This is a genomic window from Variovorax sp. Soil_C_12 (assembly GCF_057657375.1).
The window spans coordinates 30723-45015 of sequence record NZ_JBDGIO010000022.1 but is presented as its reverse complement, the minus strand read 5'-3'; the positions used below and the strand labels follow the sequence as shown (position 1 = coordinate 45015).

The 14293-nt window shown below is 66.0% G+C and carries 14 protein-coding genes; 5 read left to right on the top strand and 9 right to left on the bottom strand.

Annotation, left to right across the window (positions count from 1 at the left end; translation table 11 throughout):
* The first annotated feature begins 19 nt into the window (after positions 1-19).
* On the top strand, positions 20-1084 hold the full coding sequence (locus AC3A6X_RS33825) for a CDP-6-deoxy-delta-3,4-glucoseen reductase (protein ID WP_487846274.1): 1065 nt from the start codon (positions 20-22) through the stop codon (positions 1082-1084).
* 31 nt (positions 1085-1115) lie between these two features.
* Complete coding sequence (locus AC3A6X_RS33820) at positions 1116-2093, top strand: Bug family tripartite tricarboxylate transporter substrate binding protein (RefSeq protein WP_487846273.1); 978 nt, start codon at positions 1116-1118, stop codon at positions 2091-2093.
* Between the two features lie 27 nt (positions 2094-2120).
* On the opposite strand, the gene AC3A6X_RS33815 is transcribed toward AC3A6X_RS33820, so the two are convergent.
* From AC3A6X_RS33815 to AC3A6X_RS33780, 8 genes are all read right to left on the bottom strand, one after another.
* Positions 2121-2837, bottom strand: a complete 717-nt coding sequence (locus tag AC3A6X_RS33815) for an ABC transporter ATP-binding protein (RefSeq protein WP_487846272.1) — start codon at positions 2835-2837, stop codon at positions 2121-2123.
* Between the two features lies 1 nt (position 2838).
* Positions 2839-3609, bottom strand: a complete 771-nt coding sequence (locus AC3A6X_RS33810; RefSeq protein WP_487846271.1) for an ABC transporter ATP-binding protein — start codon at positions 3607-3609, stop codon at positions 2839-2841.
* Between the two features lie 17 nt (positions 3610-3626).
* Positions 3627-4817: a branched-chain amino acid ABC transporter permease gene (locus AC3A6X_RS33805; RefSeq protein WP_487846270.1), complete on the bottom strand. Its 1191-nt coding sequence runs from the start codon at positions 4815-4817 to the stop codon at positions 3627-3629.
* 13 nt (positions 4818-4830) lie between these two features.
* Entirely contained in the window at positions 4831-5760 is a 930-nt protein-coding gene (locus AC3A6X_RS33800; RefSeq protein WP_309967213.1) for a branched-chain amino acid ABC transporter permease, read from the bottom strand.
* 233 nt (positions 5761-5993) lie between these two features.
* Entirely contained in the window at positions 5994-7289 is a 1296-nt protein-coding gene (locus AC3A6X_RS33795; protein WP_487846269.1) for a replication-associated recombination protein A, read from the bottom strand.
* Between the two features lie 84 nt (positions 7290-7373).
* Positions 7374-8012, bottom strand: a complete 639-nt coding sequence (lolA, locus tag AC3A6X_RS33790; RefSeq protein ID WP_487846268.1) for an outer membrane lipoprotein periplasmic chaperone LolA — start codon at positions 8010-8012, stop codon at positions 7374-7376.
* 16 nt (positions 8013-8028) lie between these two features.
* Positions 8029-10413, bottom strand: a complete 2385-nt coding sequence (locus AC3A6X_RS33785) for a DNA translocase FtsK (RefSeq protein ID WP_487846267.1) — start codon at positions 10411-10413, stop codon at positions 8029-8031.
* A gap of 130 nt (positions 10414-10543) precedes the next feature.
* Positions 10544-11218, bottom strand: coding sequence for a Crp/Fnr family transcriptional regulator (locus AC3A6X_RS33780; RefSeq protein ID WP_068681431.1), 675 nt, complete (start codon positions 11216-11218; stop codon positions 10544-10546).
* Between the two features lie 163 nt (positions 11219-11381).
* Between AC3A6X_RS33780 and trxB the strand changes: the two genes are divergently transcribed.
* The 3 genes from trxB (at position 11382) to rpmG (ending at position 12939) form a co-directional block, all read left to right on the top strand.
* Positions 11382-12344, top strand: coding sequence for a thioredoxin-disulfide reductase (trxB, locus tag AC3A6X_RS33775; RefSeq protein ID WP_487846266.1), 963 nt, complete (start codon positions 11382-11384; stop codon positions 12342-12344).
* 176 nt (positions 12345-12520) lie between these two features.
* A complete protein-coding gene (gene rpmB, locus AC3A6X_RS33770; RefSeq protein WP_086925294.1) occupies positions 12521-12754 on the top strand; it encodes a 50S ribosomal protein L28 in 234 nt (77 codons plus the stop codon).
* Between the two features lie 11 nt (positions 12755-12765).
* A complete protein-coding gene (rpmG, locus tag AC3A6X_RS33765; RefSeq protein ID WP_007830291.1) occupies positions 12766-12939 on the top strand; it encodes a 50S ribosomal protein L33 in 174 nt (57 codons plus the stop codon).
* Between the two features lie 139 nt (positions 12940-13078).
* On the opposite strand, the gene AC3A6X_RS33760 is transcribed toward rpmG, so the two are convergent.
* Positions 13079-14293 (bottom strand): DesA family fatty acid desaturase, encoded by a 1215-nt coding sequence (locus AC3A6X_RS33760; RefSeq protein WP_487846265.1) that lies wholly within the window; start codon positions 14291-14293, stop codon positions 13079-13081.

The following is a 14293-nucleotide window of genomic DNA, read 5'->3' as shown; positions in this document are numbered from 1 at the left end:
CAAGAGTCGAAGAATACCCATGACGAGCGCAGCGCCGGACGAGGCGGGCTTCCACATCACGGTCGAGCCGAGTGGACGGCATTTCACCGCGCATGCCGACGAGACCATCCTCGCGGCCGGCATCCGCCAGGGCATCGGCCTGCCCTACGGCTGCAAAGACGGGGCCTGCGGCTCCTGCAAGTGCAAGAAGCTCTCGGGCGAGGTCACGCTGCGCCTGCATCAGAGCAAGGCGCTGAGCGCCGAGGAGGAAGCAGCCGGCTACGTGCTGACCTGCTGCGCGACGCCGCAGAGCGACGTGATGCTCGAGTCGCGCCAGGTCACCGACGCCAATGCCTTCCCGATCCGCAAGATGCCGGTGCGCGTGCAGTCCATCTCGAAGAAGTCGCACGACGTGGTGATGCTGCGCCTGCAGCTGCCGGCGGGCGAGCCGCTGCAGTTCCATGCCGGGCAGTACATCGAATTCATCCTGCGCGACGGCACGCGGCGCAGCTACTCCATGGCGAACGCGCCGCACACCCTGGGCGAGCCCGGCACCGGCATCGAACTGCACATCCGGCACCTGCCGGGGGGCAAGTTCACCGACCATGTGTTCGGCGCAATGAAGGAGAAGGAGATCCTGCGCATCGAGGGGCCGTACGGCAGCTTCTTCCTGCGCGACGATTCGCCCAAGCCGATGGTGCTGCTGGCATCCGGCACGGGCTTCGCGCCGATCAAGGCGCTCTTGGAGCACATGAAGTTCAAGGCCATCGACCGGCCTGCGACGCTGTACTGGGGCGGGCGCCGGCCGGAGGACCTGTACATGGACGGCTGGGTGCGCTCGGCGCTGGCCGAGATGCCGAACCTGCGCTACGTGCCAGTGGTCTCGAACGCGGTGCCGGAGGACAACTGGCGCGGGCGCACAGGCTTCGTGCATCTGGCGGTGATGGAAGACTTCGCGGACCTGTCCGGCCACCAGGTGTATGCCTGCGGCGCGCCGATCGTGGTCGATTCGGCGAAGCATGACTATGTGGCGAAGCGTGGACTGCCGGAAGACGAGTTCTTCGCGGATGCGTTCACGACCGAGGCCGACAAGGCGCTGCCCTGATGTCTTGCGGCCTCCACGCACAATCGAAACCATGAAAACCAGAGACTTCCTCCTCGCCCTCTTCGCTTCCACTGCCCTCCTCGCCACCACCCAGGCCTCCGCCCAGTCCGCGCAGCACCCCATCCGCCTCGTCGTCCCCTACGCCGCCGGCGGCCCGATCGACGTCACGGCCCGCGTGCTGGCCGAACGCGTGAAGGATTCGCTCGGCCCGGTCATCGTCGACAACAAGCCCGGTGCGGGCGGCAACATCGGCGCCGACGCGGTGGCGAAGGCCGCGCCCGACGGCCTCACGATCGGCATCGCGGCGACTGCCACCAATGCGGTCAATCCATGGCTCTACAGCAAGATGCCCTTCGACGCCGCCACCGCCTTCGCGCCCATCACGCAGATGGTGCGCGTGCCCAACGTGCTGGTGATGAATGCCGAAACCGCGCAGCGCCTGAAGATCGCCAACCTGCGCGACCTGATCGCCTATGCCAAGGCCAACCCCGGCAAGCTCAACTACGGCAGCGGCGGCAACGGCAGTGCCGGGCACCTGGCGGGCGAGATGTTCAAGAAGGAAGCCGGCATCTTCGCCGTACACATTCCCTACAACGGCGGCAATCCGGCGCAGCTGGCGCTGCTGTCGGGCCAGGTGGACTTCAACTTTGACAACCTCGCGACCGCGGCGCCGAACATCCGCTCGGGCAAGCTCAAGGCGATCGCCGTGACCACGGCCGAGCGCAGCAGCGCACTGCCCGAGGTGCCGACGGTGGCCGGCACGCTGAAAGGCTTCTCGATCGACACCTGGTGGGGCCTCGTCGCACCCGCAGGCACGCCCGCGCCGGTGCTGGACAAGCTCAACCGCGCCTTCGTCGCCGCGCTCAACGCGCCGGAGACGAAGACGCGCTTTGCCTCGCTGCTGGCAGAGCCGGTCGCCAACACGCCGGATCAGTTCGGCGCGTTCATGAAGAGCGAGCTCGCGAAGTACGAGAAAGTTGTCAAGGCCACCGGCGCAAAAGTCGATTGAGGACAGCGGCCGCGAGGGCCGCTGTGTTCACTCGCCCAGGTACGCAGCGCGCACCTTCGGGTCGCTCAGCATCACCTTGGCATCGCCGCTCATGGTGATCAGCCCCGACTCCATCACGTAGCCGCGATCGGCCAGCTGCAGCGCGCGGCTGGCGTTCTGCTCCACCAGCAGCACGGTGACGCCCTGGTCGTAGACCTGCTTCACCACTTCGAAGATCTTGTCGACCATGATCGGCGACAGGCCCATCGAGGGCTCGTCGAGCAGCAGCACCTTGGGGCGTGCCATCAGTGCGCGGCCCATCGCCAGCATCTGCTGCTCGCCGCCCGACATGGTGCCGGCCAGCTGCGTGGCGCGTTCCTTCAGGCGCGGGAAGGTCGCGAACACGCGGTCCATGTCCTTCGCGATCTCGGCCTTGTCCTTGCGGATGTAGGCGCCGATCTGCAGGTTCTCGGTGATGGTCATGCGCGTGAACACGCCGCGCCCCTCGGGCACCATCACCAGGCCCTCGCCCACCAGGTCCCAGGCGCCACGGCCCTTGATGCTCTTGCCGAGGAACTCGATGCTCCCGGCGGCAACGGGCAAGGTGCCGGTGATGGCCTTCATGGTGGTGGTTTTGCCGGCGCCGTTGGAGCCGATCAGCGAGACCAGCTCGCCCTCGCGCACCTCGAAGTCGATGCCCTTCACCGCCTGGATGCCGCCGTAGGCGACCTTCAGGCCGCTCACTTTCAAGAGAGTTTGTGCCATTTCAATGTCCTCCCGTGCCGAGGTAGGCCTCGATCACCTTCTCGTTTTTCTGAACGTCCGCCGGCGTGCCTTCGGCGATCTGCTTGCCGTAGTCGAGCACCGTCACGCGGTCGCACAGGCCCATCACCAGCTTCACGTCGTGCTCGATCAGCAGGATGGTGCGGTCGTCCTTGCGAATGCGGTCGATCAGCTCGCGCAGCAGCACCTTCTCGGTGGCGTTCATGCCGGCCGCGGGCTCATCGAGCGCGATCAGTTGGGGGTCTGTGGCGAGCGCGCGGGCGATCTCCAGCCGGCGCTGGTCGCCGTAGCTCAGGGTGCGTGCCTTGTAGTCGGCGTACTTGCCGATGCCCACGTAGTCGAGCAGTTCCTGGGCGCGCTTGGCGATCGCCTCCTCCTCGGCCTTGAAGCCGCTGGTGCGGAACATGGCGCCCAGCACGCCCGAGTGCGTACGAACGTGGCGGCCCACCATCACGTTCTCCAGCGCGGTCATTTCCGCGAACAGCCGGATGTTCTGGAAGGTGCGCGCGATGCCCGCCTTGGCCACTTCGTGCACCGCGGTGGGCTGGTAGGGCTTGCCGCCCAACTCGAAGCTGCCGCTGTCGGGCGTGTAGAGGCCCGTGATGACGTTGAAGAAAGTGGTCTTGCCGGCGCCGTTGGGGCCAATCAGGCCGTAGACCTGGCCGCGGGTGATCTTGATGCCCACGTCGGACAGCGCCTGCAGGCCGCCGAAGCGCTTGGAAATGCCGCGAACGTCGAGGACGGTTTCAGTCATGCTGGTACTCCCCTCGTTCACGGATTGATGGACATGGGACGGGAAGCCTCGCCCGGCATCTCGTCGGCCGGCGTCGGCACGCCGGGCGCGTGGGCCTGGGTCGAACCCGGCACCGGCGAAGGCGGCGCACCCTTGCGCAGCAGCGACTTGCCATGCTCCGGCGAGGGCCAGAGGCCGCGCGGGCGCACCAGCATGACGATGATCATGGCCAGCGCGATGAAGAGCTGGCGCAGGATGGAGGCGTCCAGCCGGCCGTCGGTCATGGCCTGCAGCGGCCCGGCCACGTAGCGCAGCACCTCGGGCAGCGCCGCCAGCAGCACCGCGCCCAGGATCACGCCCGGCAGGTGGCCGATGCCCCCCAGCACCACCATGGCGACAATCATCACCGACTCCATCAGGCTGAAAGACTCGGGCGAGACGAAGCCCTGGAAGGCCGCGAACATGGCGCCCGAGACGCCGCCGAAGCTCGCACCCATGCCGAAGGCCAGCAGCTTCATGTTGCGGGTGTTGATGCCCATGGCCTTGGCAGCGATCTCGTCCTCGCGGATCGCCATCCAGGCGCGGCCGATGCGCGAGAGCTGCAGCCGATGCGAGATCACGATGGTGATGAGCACCAGCGCGAGGAACAGGTAGTAGTACAGCGAGACCGAGGAGATCGTGTAGTCGCCGAGCTTGAGCGCCTTGCCGAGGTTGAGGCCCCAGAAATGCACCGGGTCGATGGCGGTGATGCCCTTGGGCCCGTTCGTGAGGTTGAAGGGGTGGTCCAGGTTGTTGAGGAACACACGGATGATCTCGCCGAAGCCGAGGGTCACGATCGCGAGGTAGTCGCCGCGCAGCTTCAGCGTGGGCGCGCCGAGCAGCACGCCGAACAGGGCAGCCAGGCCGAAGGCGGCGGGGATGATGAGCAGCAGCGAGCTGTGCATCCCGTTGGGGAACATGGCCTTCATCGCCGGGAAAGTGTCGGTCAGGTGCGGCGACCCCAGCAGCGCGAACATGTAGGCGCCGATGGCGAAGAAGGCGACGTAGCCCAGGTCCAGCAGGCCGGCATAGCCGACCACGATGTTCAGGCCCAGTGCCAGCAGCACGTAGAGCAGTGCGATGTCGGCGATGCGCACCCAGGCGTTGCCCTGGCTCTGCAGCAGCAGCGGCAGCACCAGCAGGCCGATGGCCGCGATCGCGATGTAGACGATTTTTTTCGTGTCTTTCATGGCGCGTCCTCCCTCAGGCCCGGTCTGCCACCCGCTCGCCGAGCAGGCCCGAGGGCCGCAGCGTGAGCATGATGATCAGCACGATGAACGCGAAGATATCGCTGTAGTGGCTGCCGAGGATGTCGCCGGTGAGCGCCCCGATGTAGCCCGAGCCGATGGCCTCGATCAGCCCCAGCAGGATGCCGCCGACCACCGCGCCCGCGAGGTTGCCGATACCGCCGAACACCGCCGCGGTGAAGGCCTTGAGGCCGGGGATGAAGCCCATCGCATGCTGCGCGATGCCGTAGTTGGAGGCGTACATCACGCCAGCGACCGCCGCCAGCACGGCGCCGATGATGAAGGTGGCCGAGATCACCATGTCGGGGCGGATGCCCATCAGCGCCGCGACCCGCGGGTTCTCGGCAGTGGCGCGCATCGCGCGGCCGAGCTTGGTGTAGTTGACCAGCCACATCAGCACCACCAGGCAGAAGGCGGTGACGCTGAGGATCATGACCTGGGTCGGCGAAATCACCGCGCCGCCCACCTGGATGGGCGTGGTGGACAGCAGGTTGGGATAGGCCTTGTTCGTGGGCTTCCAGATGATCATCGCGATCGTCTGCAGCAGGATCGACATGCCGATCGCGGTGATCAGCGGCGCCAGCTTGGGGCTGTTGCGCAGCGGCCGGTAGGCCACTTTTTCGATCGTGAAATTGAGCGTGGCGGCGACCACGCAGGCAATGATGAGCGCGATGATGAGGATGATCCACCCGGGAGTGCCGGGCATCGCGGTCTGCATCCAGCCGATGATGGTCCAACTGGTCAGTGCCCCGACCATGAGGACCTCGCCGTGCGCGAAATTGATGAGGTTGATGATGCCGTACACCATGGTGTAGCCCAAGGCTATCAAGGCGTACATGCTGCCGAGGACCAGACCGTTGATGATCTGTTGCAGCAAGATGTCCATAAAGAGGATCCCTTTTTGTATTAGACGCCCTTGGTTGGCGCCCGACGTACCAGACGCACCGGTTCGGCGCCCTGGCTTCGCTTAGCAAAAAACCCGCCAGCATGTATCGACGGCGGGTTTGTGGCCGGGATTGTAGTCACGCCGGATCGCCATTTCGGTGCGCGGCGACCGGGGTTTTCCCGCTGGTGCGGAGGTTTCGGGGCGAGGCCGTATCAGCGGCGATACACCGCGTATCAGCGATCCGCGTCTTCGTTGCGCTTGCGCAGCTCCCGCAGCTTCTCCGCGATGCGGATTTCCAGGCCACGCTCCACCGGCCGATAAAAGGGCTGCTGCGGCTCGACGCCGTCGGGCAGGTAGCGCTCGCCGGCAGCGAAGCCGCCCTCCTCGTCATGCGCGTAGCGGTAGCCCTTGCCGTAGTCGAGCTGCTTCATGAGCCGCGTCGGCGCGTTGCGCAGGTGCAGGGGCACCGGGCGCGTACTGTCCTGCTGGACGAAGGCGCGGACCTCGTTGTAGGCCTGGTAGACCGCGTTCGACTTGGGCGCGATCGCGAGGTAGACCACGCATTCGGCCAGCGCCAGTTCGCCCTCGGGCGAGCCCAGGCGCTCGTAGACCTCGGCCGCATCGAGGGCCAGGCGCAGCGCGCGCGGGTCGGCCAGGCCGATGTCCTCGCTGGCCATGCGCACCAGGCGGCGCGCCATGTAGCGCGGGTCGGCGCCGCCATCGAGCATGCGCACGAACCAGTAGAGCGCGGCATCGGGATCGCTGCCGCGCACCGACTTGTGGAGCGCGGAGATGGTGTCGTAGAACTGCTCGCCGCCTTTATCGTAGCGGCGCATGCGCTCACCGAGCACGCGCAGGAGCCAGTCGTCGCCGATGTCGCCGCGCTGCTCGGCGGTGGCCGCGACGGAAAGGGTCTCGAGCGTGTTGAGCAGCCGGCGCGCGTCGCCGTCGGCGTAGGCCACAAGGCGCTCCACCGCCTTCGCCTCGACGGCGGGCACGGCCTGGATGTCCTGGGCTCGCGTGACGATCTGGCGCAGGTCGTCCTCGGTCAGCGACTTCAGCACGTACACGGCGGCGCGCGACAGCAGCGCCGAGTTCACCTCGAAGGAGGGGTTCTCCGTGGTGGCGCCAATGAAGGTGAACAGGCCCGACTCCACATGCGGCAGGAAGGCGTCCTGCTGGCTCTTGTTGAAGCGGTGCACTTCGTCGACGAAAACGATGGTGCGGCGCTGCTCCAACCCGTCGCGCGCGGCGGTCGCGCGCTCGACCGCTTCGCGGATGTCCTTCACGCCGCCGAGCACCGCGCTGATGCTGAGGAACTGGGCATCGAAGGCATCGGCCATCAGCCGCGCGATGGTGGTCTTGCCGGTGCCGGGCGGACCCCAGAGGATGCAGGAATGCGGCTGGCCAGACTCGAACGCGATGCGCAGCGGCATGCCCGGGCCAAGCAAGTGCTGCTGGCCGATGACCTCGCCCAGAGTCTTGGGGCGCAGGCGCTCGGCCAGGGGTTGATGGGAGGTAGGGGCCATGGAAGGCGTAGTGTCGCGCATGCGTCGCGCGCGCCCCCGGCGGGAGGGCCGGGGCCATCGAGGGACGGCGGCCGCGCCGCCGCGCTATTGGCGGATCACGTCCGCGCCGGCCGGCGCCTTGAACTGGAAGGTGCTCGCGGGCAGGCCCGGGTTGACCTCGACCTTGCTGAACTTCAGCACCGAGCGCTGGCCGAAGCTGTCGAGAATCTCCAGCGAGGCGAGGGCCTCGCCCTGGAAGCCGATCTGCACGTTCTGCAGTTGCCCGTCCTTGCTCTTCGGACTGGCCTTGACCCATTGCAGGCCGTCGCGTTCGGGCGCTCCCTCGAGCGTGAAATCGGCTTGCAGCGCGCGCAGGTCGGCCGCAGAGGCGATCAGCGCGGCGGGCGTCGAACCCAGGGCCTGCGCTTGCTTGCGCTGGGTGACCTGGTTCAGGTCGGCGTCGTAGAGCCAGAGCGTCTCGCCGTCGGCCACGATGCTCTGCGCGAAGGGCTTCTTGTAGTCGAACTTGAACTTGCCCGGGCGCTGGAATTCGAAGGTGCCGCTCGACACCTTGGCGCGCGAGGGCTGCCCCTCCTTGGCGGGTGCAGTCACGGTCTGGGTGAACTCCGCGCGGCCCGACTTCGTGTTCTTCACGAAGGCCTCGAGGCTTTCCAGGCCGCCGGCCCAGGCGCCGCTCGCGAGGGCGGCGAGGCCGAGGGCAACAAACAGTTTCTTCAACAGCATCATCCCTTGTGTTCCGTCATTCGGCGCGCGCAGGCACCAGGATCTCGCGCTGGCCGCTGCCGCTCATCGCGCTGACCAGCCCCGCCTGTTCCATGTCCTCGACCAGCCGCGCGGCGCGGTTGTAGCCGATCTTCAGGTGGCGCTGCACCAGCGAAATGCTGGCCTTGCGGTTCTTGAGCACGACTTCGACCGCCTGGTCGTACATCGGGTCCTTCTCGCCGCCTTCGCCGCCACCTTCACCCAGTAGATCGCCTTCACCGTCGACGGTTCCACCTTCGAGCACCCCTTCGATGTAGTCCGGTTCCCCTTGTGACTTGAGGTAGGCGACGACACGGTGCACCTCCTCGTCGCTCACGAAAGCGCCGTGCACGCGCACCGGCAGGCCGGTGCCGCTCGCCATGTAGAGCATGTCGCCCATGCCCAGCAGCGCCTCGGCGCCCATCTGGTCGAGGATGGTGCGCGAGTCGATCTTGCTCGACACCTGGAAGGCGATGCGGGTGGGAATGTTGGCCTTGATCAGGCCGGTGATCACGTCCACGCTGGGCCGCTGCGTGGCGAGGATCAGGTGGATGCCGGCGGCGCGCGCCTTCTGCGCCAGCCGGGCGATCAGCTCCTCGATCTTCTTGCCCACCACCATCATCAGATCGGCCAGCTCGTCGATGACCACCACGATGTGCGGCTCGCGCTTGAGCGGTTCGGGGTCGTCCGGCGTCAGGCTGAAGGGGTTGTAGATGAACTCTTCGCGCGCCTTGGCCTCGTCGATCTTGGTGTTGTAGCCCGCGAGGTTGCGCACGCCCAGCTTGCTCATCAGCTTGTAGCGGCGCTCCATCTCGGCGACGCACCAGTTCAGGCCGTGGGCGGCCTGGCGCATGTCGGTGACCACCGGCGCAAGCAGGTGCGGGATGCCCTCGTAGACCGACATCTCGAGCATCTTCGGGTCGATCATGAGCAGCCGCACGTCGCGGGCCTCGGCCTTGTACAGCAGGCTCAGGATCATCGCGTTGATACCCACCGACTTGCCTGAGCCGGTGGTACCGGCCACCAGCACGTGCGGCATCTTCGCAAGGTCGGCGACCACCGGGTTGCCGATGATGTCCTTGCCCAGGCCCATCGTGAGCATGGACTTGCCCTCGTTGTAGACCTGCGAACCCAGGATCTCGCTGAGCTTGATCGACTGACGCTTGGCGTTCGGCAGCTCGAGCGCCATGTAGTTCTTGCCGGGGATGGTCTCGACCACGCGGATGGAGACCAGCGACAGCGAGCGCGCGAGGTCCTTGGCGAGGTTGACGATCTGCGAGCCCTTGACGCCGGTGGCCGGCTCGATCTCGTAGCGCGTGATCACCGGGCCGGGCGAGGCCAGCACCACGCGGACCTCCACGCCGAAGTCCTTGAGCTTCTTCTCGATCAGGCGTGAGGTCATCTCCAGCGTGTCGGCCGACACCGTTTCCTGGCGTCCTTGCGCGGCATCGAGCAGATCCACTTGCGGCAGCTTGCTGTCGGGCAGCTCGCGGAACAGCGGCTTCTGGCGCTCCTTGGCGACGCGATCGCTCTTGGGCACCTCGGTCAAGGCGGGCTCGATCTGCACCGGCGGGGCAGGCGGCCGGCGTTTGGGGCGCGGCACGATGCGCAATTCCTCTTCGGGCGAATCGGGCTCGCCGCCCTGCTCCACCGATGCCAGTTCCTCACGCTCGCGCATGGCCTTCTTGCCCATCGCGATGTCCTCGGCGATCTCGCGCTTTTCGCGGCGCGACTCGAACAGCGAATAGAGGCGCGCACCGATGCGCTCGGCGATCTGGCTCCAGGAGAAGCGGAACACGAGGGCCGAGCCGATCACGCCAGCGGCGATGGCGATGAGCGCCGAGCCGGTGAAGCCCATCCACTTGACGCTCGCGGGCCCCACCAAGTAGCCGAGCACGCCGCCGCCATGGCCCGGCAGGTGCGCTTCGAGCCGGTAGAGGCGCGACCACTCGAGCATCACGCTCGCGCACAACAGCAGCACCAGGCCGAACCAGAAGGCCAGGCGGCTGCGGTTGAAGCGGCCGCGCGGCGGCTGCTCGGCCGCGGCCGCTTCGCCGCCGCGCATCCAGCCGGCCAGCGAGGACAGCCACACGCGCAGGCCGGCTGCGAGGCACCACCAGACGGAATAGCCGGCGAGAAAATAGCTGGCGTCGGCCAGCCAGGCGCCGATGCGGCCGCCCCAGTTCTTGATCTCGCCACCGGTGCCCGAGGTGGACCAGGCGGCGTCCGAGGGCGTGAAGCTCAGCATGGCGAGCAGCCAGAACAGCAGCGCGACGAAACCGGCGATCAGCGTGATCTCGTGCGCGAAGCGCATCGCGCGCGCCCGAACGGGCTGCGCCTCGCCCGACGCGGAGGATTGAAGGGTATTGAGCGAATAAGTCATGAAAAGCACGGCCGCCGGCCCGCGTGAACGGGCGAGCAACGCACGGAAACTACAACGAACACCATCGCGGCCGCGTTGTCATCGGGGCCGGCGATGCGAAGGCCGGCGGGGGAGGCCGCCGGCCGGAAGGTCAGGCGAGCGATGAGAGCCGTTCCTTGACGATCATGGAGCCATCGGGCTGCGTCTGGACGAAGCCGCGCTCCTCGAGATCCTTCATGACGCGGCTGACCATCTCGCGCGAGGCGCCGACCATCTTGGCCAGGTCCTGCCGCGAGATCTTGTCGCGCACCTTGAGGTTGCCCGCGCCGTCGTCCACCGCGAACTCGAGCAGCGAGCGCGCCACGCGGCCATAGACGTCCATCAGCGCCAGCGATTCGATCTTGCGGTCGGCGTGGCGCAGCCGCGAGACCAGGCCGCGCATGATGTTGTAGGACATCGAGGAGTTCTCGGGCAGGCAGCGTGCGAAGGCCTCGCGCCCAAGCATCAAAACGTCGGTCTGGACCTCGGTGCGTACCGTGGCCGAGTGCGGCTCGTCGTCGATCATGCTCATCTCGCCGATGTAGTCGCCGGGATGCAGCGTCGCCAGGATGACCTCGCGACCGCGGCTGTCGGTGCTCATCACGCGGGCGCGGCCGGTCAGGATGATGTAGAGCGCATCCGACTTCTTGCCCTGCTCGACCACCACCTCGGCGCGCTTGAAACGCTTCTTGACGATCGCATCGGCGATGCTCGCCGACTGGGCCGGCGTGAGCGCGGCGAACAGCGGCACGCGGCGGAGCAATTCAAGATTGGACAGCATCGACATTCATCAATCCCCGGATCTACCGCGCGATTGAAAAGCCCATGCATTAATACAATCGCACGCATTGAAAACACCCCACGCCCGGTCTTGAACCGAACGGTGATACTCCATATCTACCCTTGAAAATGTACACGCTGATGCAGCGTCAAACCTAGGTTTTCTACTCATGTCGTCCTCTCCACGCCACGCCAAGGTACTCATTCTGGGCTCCGGCCCTGCCGGATATACCGCTGCCGTCTATGCGGCGCGCGCCAATTTGCAGCCCATGCTCATCACCGGCATTGCCCAGGGCGGCCAGCTGATGACGACCACCGACGTCGACAACTGGCCGGCCGACGTGCATGGCGTCCAGGGGCCCGATCTGATGCAGCGCTTCCTGGAGCACGCAGAGCGCTTCAAAACCGAGATCGTGTTCGATCACATCAACAAGGTGGACCTGAGCAAGCGCCCGTTTACCCTGACCGGCGACAGCGGTACCTACACCTGCGACTCGCTGGTGATCGCCACCGGCGCCTCGGCCAAGTACCTGGGGCTGGAGTCCGAGCAGCACTTCATGGGGCGCGGCGTCTCCGGCTGCGCAACCTGCGACGGCTTCTTCTACCGTGAGCAGGAAGTCTGCGTGATCGGCGGCGGCAACACCGCGGTCGAGGAGGCGCTTTACCTCTCGAACATCGCGAGCAAGGTCACGCTGGTGCATCGCCGCGACAAGTTCCGCGCCGAGCCGATCCTGATCGACAAGCTCCACGAGAAGGTCAAGGAAGGCAAGATCGAGCTCAAGCTGCACAGCACGCTGGACCAGGTGCTGGGTGACGATTCGGGCGTGACCGGCGTCCGCCTGAAGAACGCCCAGACCGGGGCGACCGAGCAGGTGGACCTCAAGGGCTGCTTCATCGCGATTGGCCACCATCCGAACACCGACATCTTCCAGGGCCAGTTGGAGATGAAGGACGGCTACATCCTCACCCGTTCGGGCCTTCAGGGCTTTGCGACCATGACCAGCATTCCGGGTGTCTTCGCGGCCGGCGACGTGCAGGACCACGTGTACCGCCAGGCCATCACCAGCGCCGGCACCGGCTGCATGGCGGCGCTGGATGCTCAGCGCTTCCTGGAACAGGACGGCACGCTTTGAGCTGGGCGCGGCTGTTGGGGCTATAATCCAAGGCTTTGCCGAATTTGGCGCCCTCTTTTTAGGGGCGAGCCTGGTCGGCAAGCCGGGGTACCGCCACCCGTTTCTGGCGAGGTCAAGCTGCAACCCACCCCCGCAATCTTGCGCCGGGTGCCAGCTGTTCAAGAAAAGAGTTCCACATGGCACGCGTATGCGAAGTCACGGGCAAGGGCCCGATGGTCGGAAACAACGTTTCCCACGCCAACAACAAAACCAAGCGCCGGTTCCTGCCGAACCTGCAATACCGCCGTTTCTTTGTCGAGAGCGAAAACCGCTGGGTGCGCCTGCGCGTTTCGGGCGCCGCGCTGCGCCTGATCGACAAGAAGGGCATCGACGCCGTGCTCGCAGACCTGCGTGCGCGCGGCCAAGCCTAAGGAGCTGAATCATGGCAACGAGCAAAGGCGGACGCGAGAAGATCAAGCTGGAATCCACCGCGGGTACCGGCCATTTCTACACCACCAGCAAGAACAAGAAGACGATGCCTGAAAAGATGTCGATCATGAAGTTCGACCCCAAGGCACGCAAGCACGTCGAATACAAGGAAATCAAGCTGAAGTAATTCGGCCGATTTCTGGATGGGAACCCGCTGTGATCCAGCGGGTTTTTTATTGCCCTTTATTCGTCCAACACGGGTAAATAAAAAGCCGGCTCGAAGGCCGGCTTTTTTACTGGGAGCCCAAGGGGCCCCGATGAATCCGTCAGGCGCGCGCAGCGCGCAGGCGCGTGGAGAAGTCGCGCAGCCCCGCGATCCCGCTGGCCTCCGCGCGATGGCACCAGGCGGCCAGATCGGCGGCCAGCTGCTCGCGGGACTGCGAGGTGTTGAGCCACAGCTGGCGCAGCTCCTCGCGCATCGTCACCATCTTGTCGAGCACGGGGTGCGCCGCACGGGCCTGCACCAGGTTCGAACGCATGGTGGCCGGCACCTTGTCATCGTCGCGATGCAGCCAGCGCTTGGCGGCCTTCAGCGCCGACAGGTCGGCCCCCTTGGCCTTAAGCTGCTCCAGTTCCAGCTTGGTAGCGCGGCGCATCTCGCGGGCGTAGCCGGCCATCACTTCGTAGCGGTTGGCAATGACGGCTTCCAGCGTCTTCTCGTCGGCCACCGGCTGGATGTCGCCCAGCAGCATCTTCGGCGGAACCTTCTTGACCTTCGCCCAGCCGATCTTCTGCATCAGGCTGATGTAAATCCAGCCGATGTCGAACTCGTACTTCTTGACCGAGAACTTGGCCGAGGTGGGGTAGGTATGGTGGTTGTTGTGCAGTTCCTCGCCGCCGATGATCAAGCCCCAGGGCATGATGTTGCGGCTGGCGTCGGGCGCCTCGAAGTTGCGATAGCCCCAGTAGTGGCCGATGCCGTTGATGACGCCGGCCGCAGTGATTGGGATCCAGAGCATCTGGACCGCCCAGACCGCCATGCCGAGCGTGCCGAAGAGCGCCAGGTTGAGCACCAGCATCAGACCCACACCCTGCCAGCTGTAGCGCGAATAGAGGTTGCGCTCGAGCCAGTCGTCCGGCGTGCCGTGGCCGTAGCGCTCCATCGTCTCCTTGTTCTTGGACTCGGCGCGATAGAGCTCGGCGCCGCGCCAGAGCACCTCGTCGATGCCCTTGACCTGCGGGCTGTGCGGGTCTTCCTCGGTCTCGCACTTGGCGTGGTGCTTGCGATGGATCGCCACCCACTCCTTGGTCACCATGCCGGTGCCGATCCAGAGCCAGAAGCGGAAGAAGTGAGACGGGATCGGGCCCAGATCCATGGCCCGATGCGTCTGGGTGCGGTGCAGGAAGATCGTGACCGCAGCGATCGTGATGTGCGTGGTGACCAGCGTGTACAGCACGACCTGCCACCACGTGAGATCCCATAGGCCGTTCCCGAGCCAGTCGATGGCCGCGCTCAGGATGGCAGAGTCAGGAAGCAACAT

Bases quoted from the DNA above. Each gene is read 5' to 3' on its own strand.
- AC3A6X_RS33815 (WP_487846272.1), bottom strand. From the start codon at position 2,837: ATGGCACAAACTCTCTTGAAAGTGAGCGGCCTGAAGGTCGCCTACGGC.
- AC3A6X_RS33800 (WP_309967213.1), bottom strand. From the start codon at position 5,760: ATGGACATCTTGCTGCAACAGATCATCAACGGTCTGGTCCTCGGCAGC.
- trxB (WP_487846266.1), top strand. From the start codon at position 11,382: ATGTCGTCCTCTCCACGCCACGCCAAGGTACTCATTCTGGGCTCCGGC.
- AC3A6X_RS33810 (WP_487846271.1), bottom strand. From the start codon at position 3,609: ATGACTGAAACCGTCCTCGACGTTCGCGGCATTTCCAAGCGCTTCGGC.
- AC3A6X_RS33785 (WP_487846267.1), bottom strand. From the start codon at position 10,413: ATGACTTATTCGCTCAATACCCTTCAATCCTCCGCGTCGGGCGAGGCG.
- AC3A6X_RS33780 (WP_068681431.1), bottom strand. From the start codon at position 11,218: ATGTCGATGCTGTCCAATCTTGAATTGCTCCGCCGCGTGCCGCTGTTC.
- AC3A6X_RS33805 (WP_487846270.1), bottom strand. From the start codon at position 4,817: ATGAAAGACACGAAAAAAATCGTCTACATCGCGATCGCGGCCATCGGC.
- AC3A6X_RS33825 (WP_487846274.1), top strand. From the start codon at position 20: ATGACGAGCGCAGCGCCGGACGAGGCGGGCTTCCACATCACGGTCGAG.
- AC3A6X_RS33795 (WP_487846269.1), bottom strand. From the start codon at position 7,289: ATGGCCCCTACCTCCCATCAACCCCTGGCCGAGCGCCTGCGCCCCAAG.
- lolA (WP_487846268.1), bottom strand. From the start codon at position 8,012: ATGCTGTTGAAGAAACTGTTTGTTGCCCTCGGCCTCGCCGCCCTCGCG.
- AC3A6X_RS33760 (WP_487846265.1), bottom strand. From the start codon at position 14,293: ATGTTGCTTCCTGACTCTGCCATCCTGAGCGCGGCCATCGACTGGCTC.
- rpmG (WP_007830291.1), top strand. From the start codon at position 12,766: ATGGCAACGAGCAAAGGCGGACGCGAGAAGATCAAGCTGGAATCCACC.
- rpmB (WP_086925294.1), top strand. From the start codon at position 12,521: ATGGCACGCGTATGCGAAGTCACGGGCAAGGGCCCGATGGTCGGAAAC.
- AC3A6X_RS33820 (WP_487846273.1), top strand. From the start codon at position 1,116: ATGAAAACCAGAGACTTCCTCCTCGCCCTCTTCGCTTCCACTGCCCTC.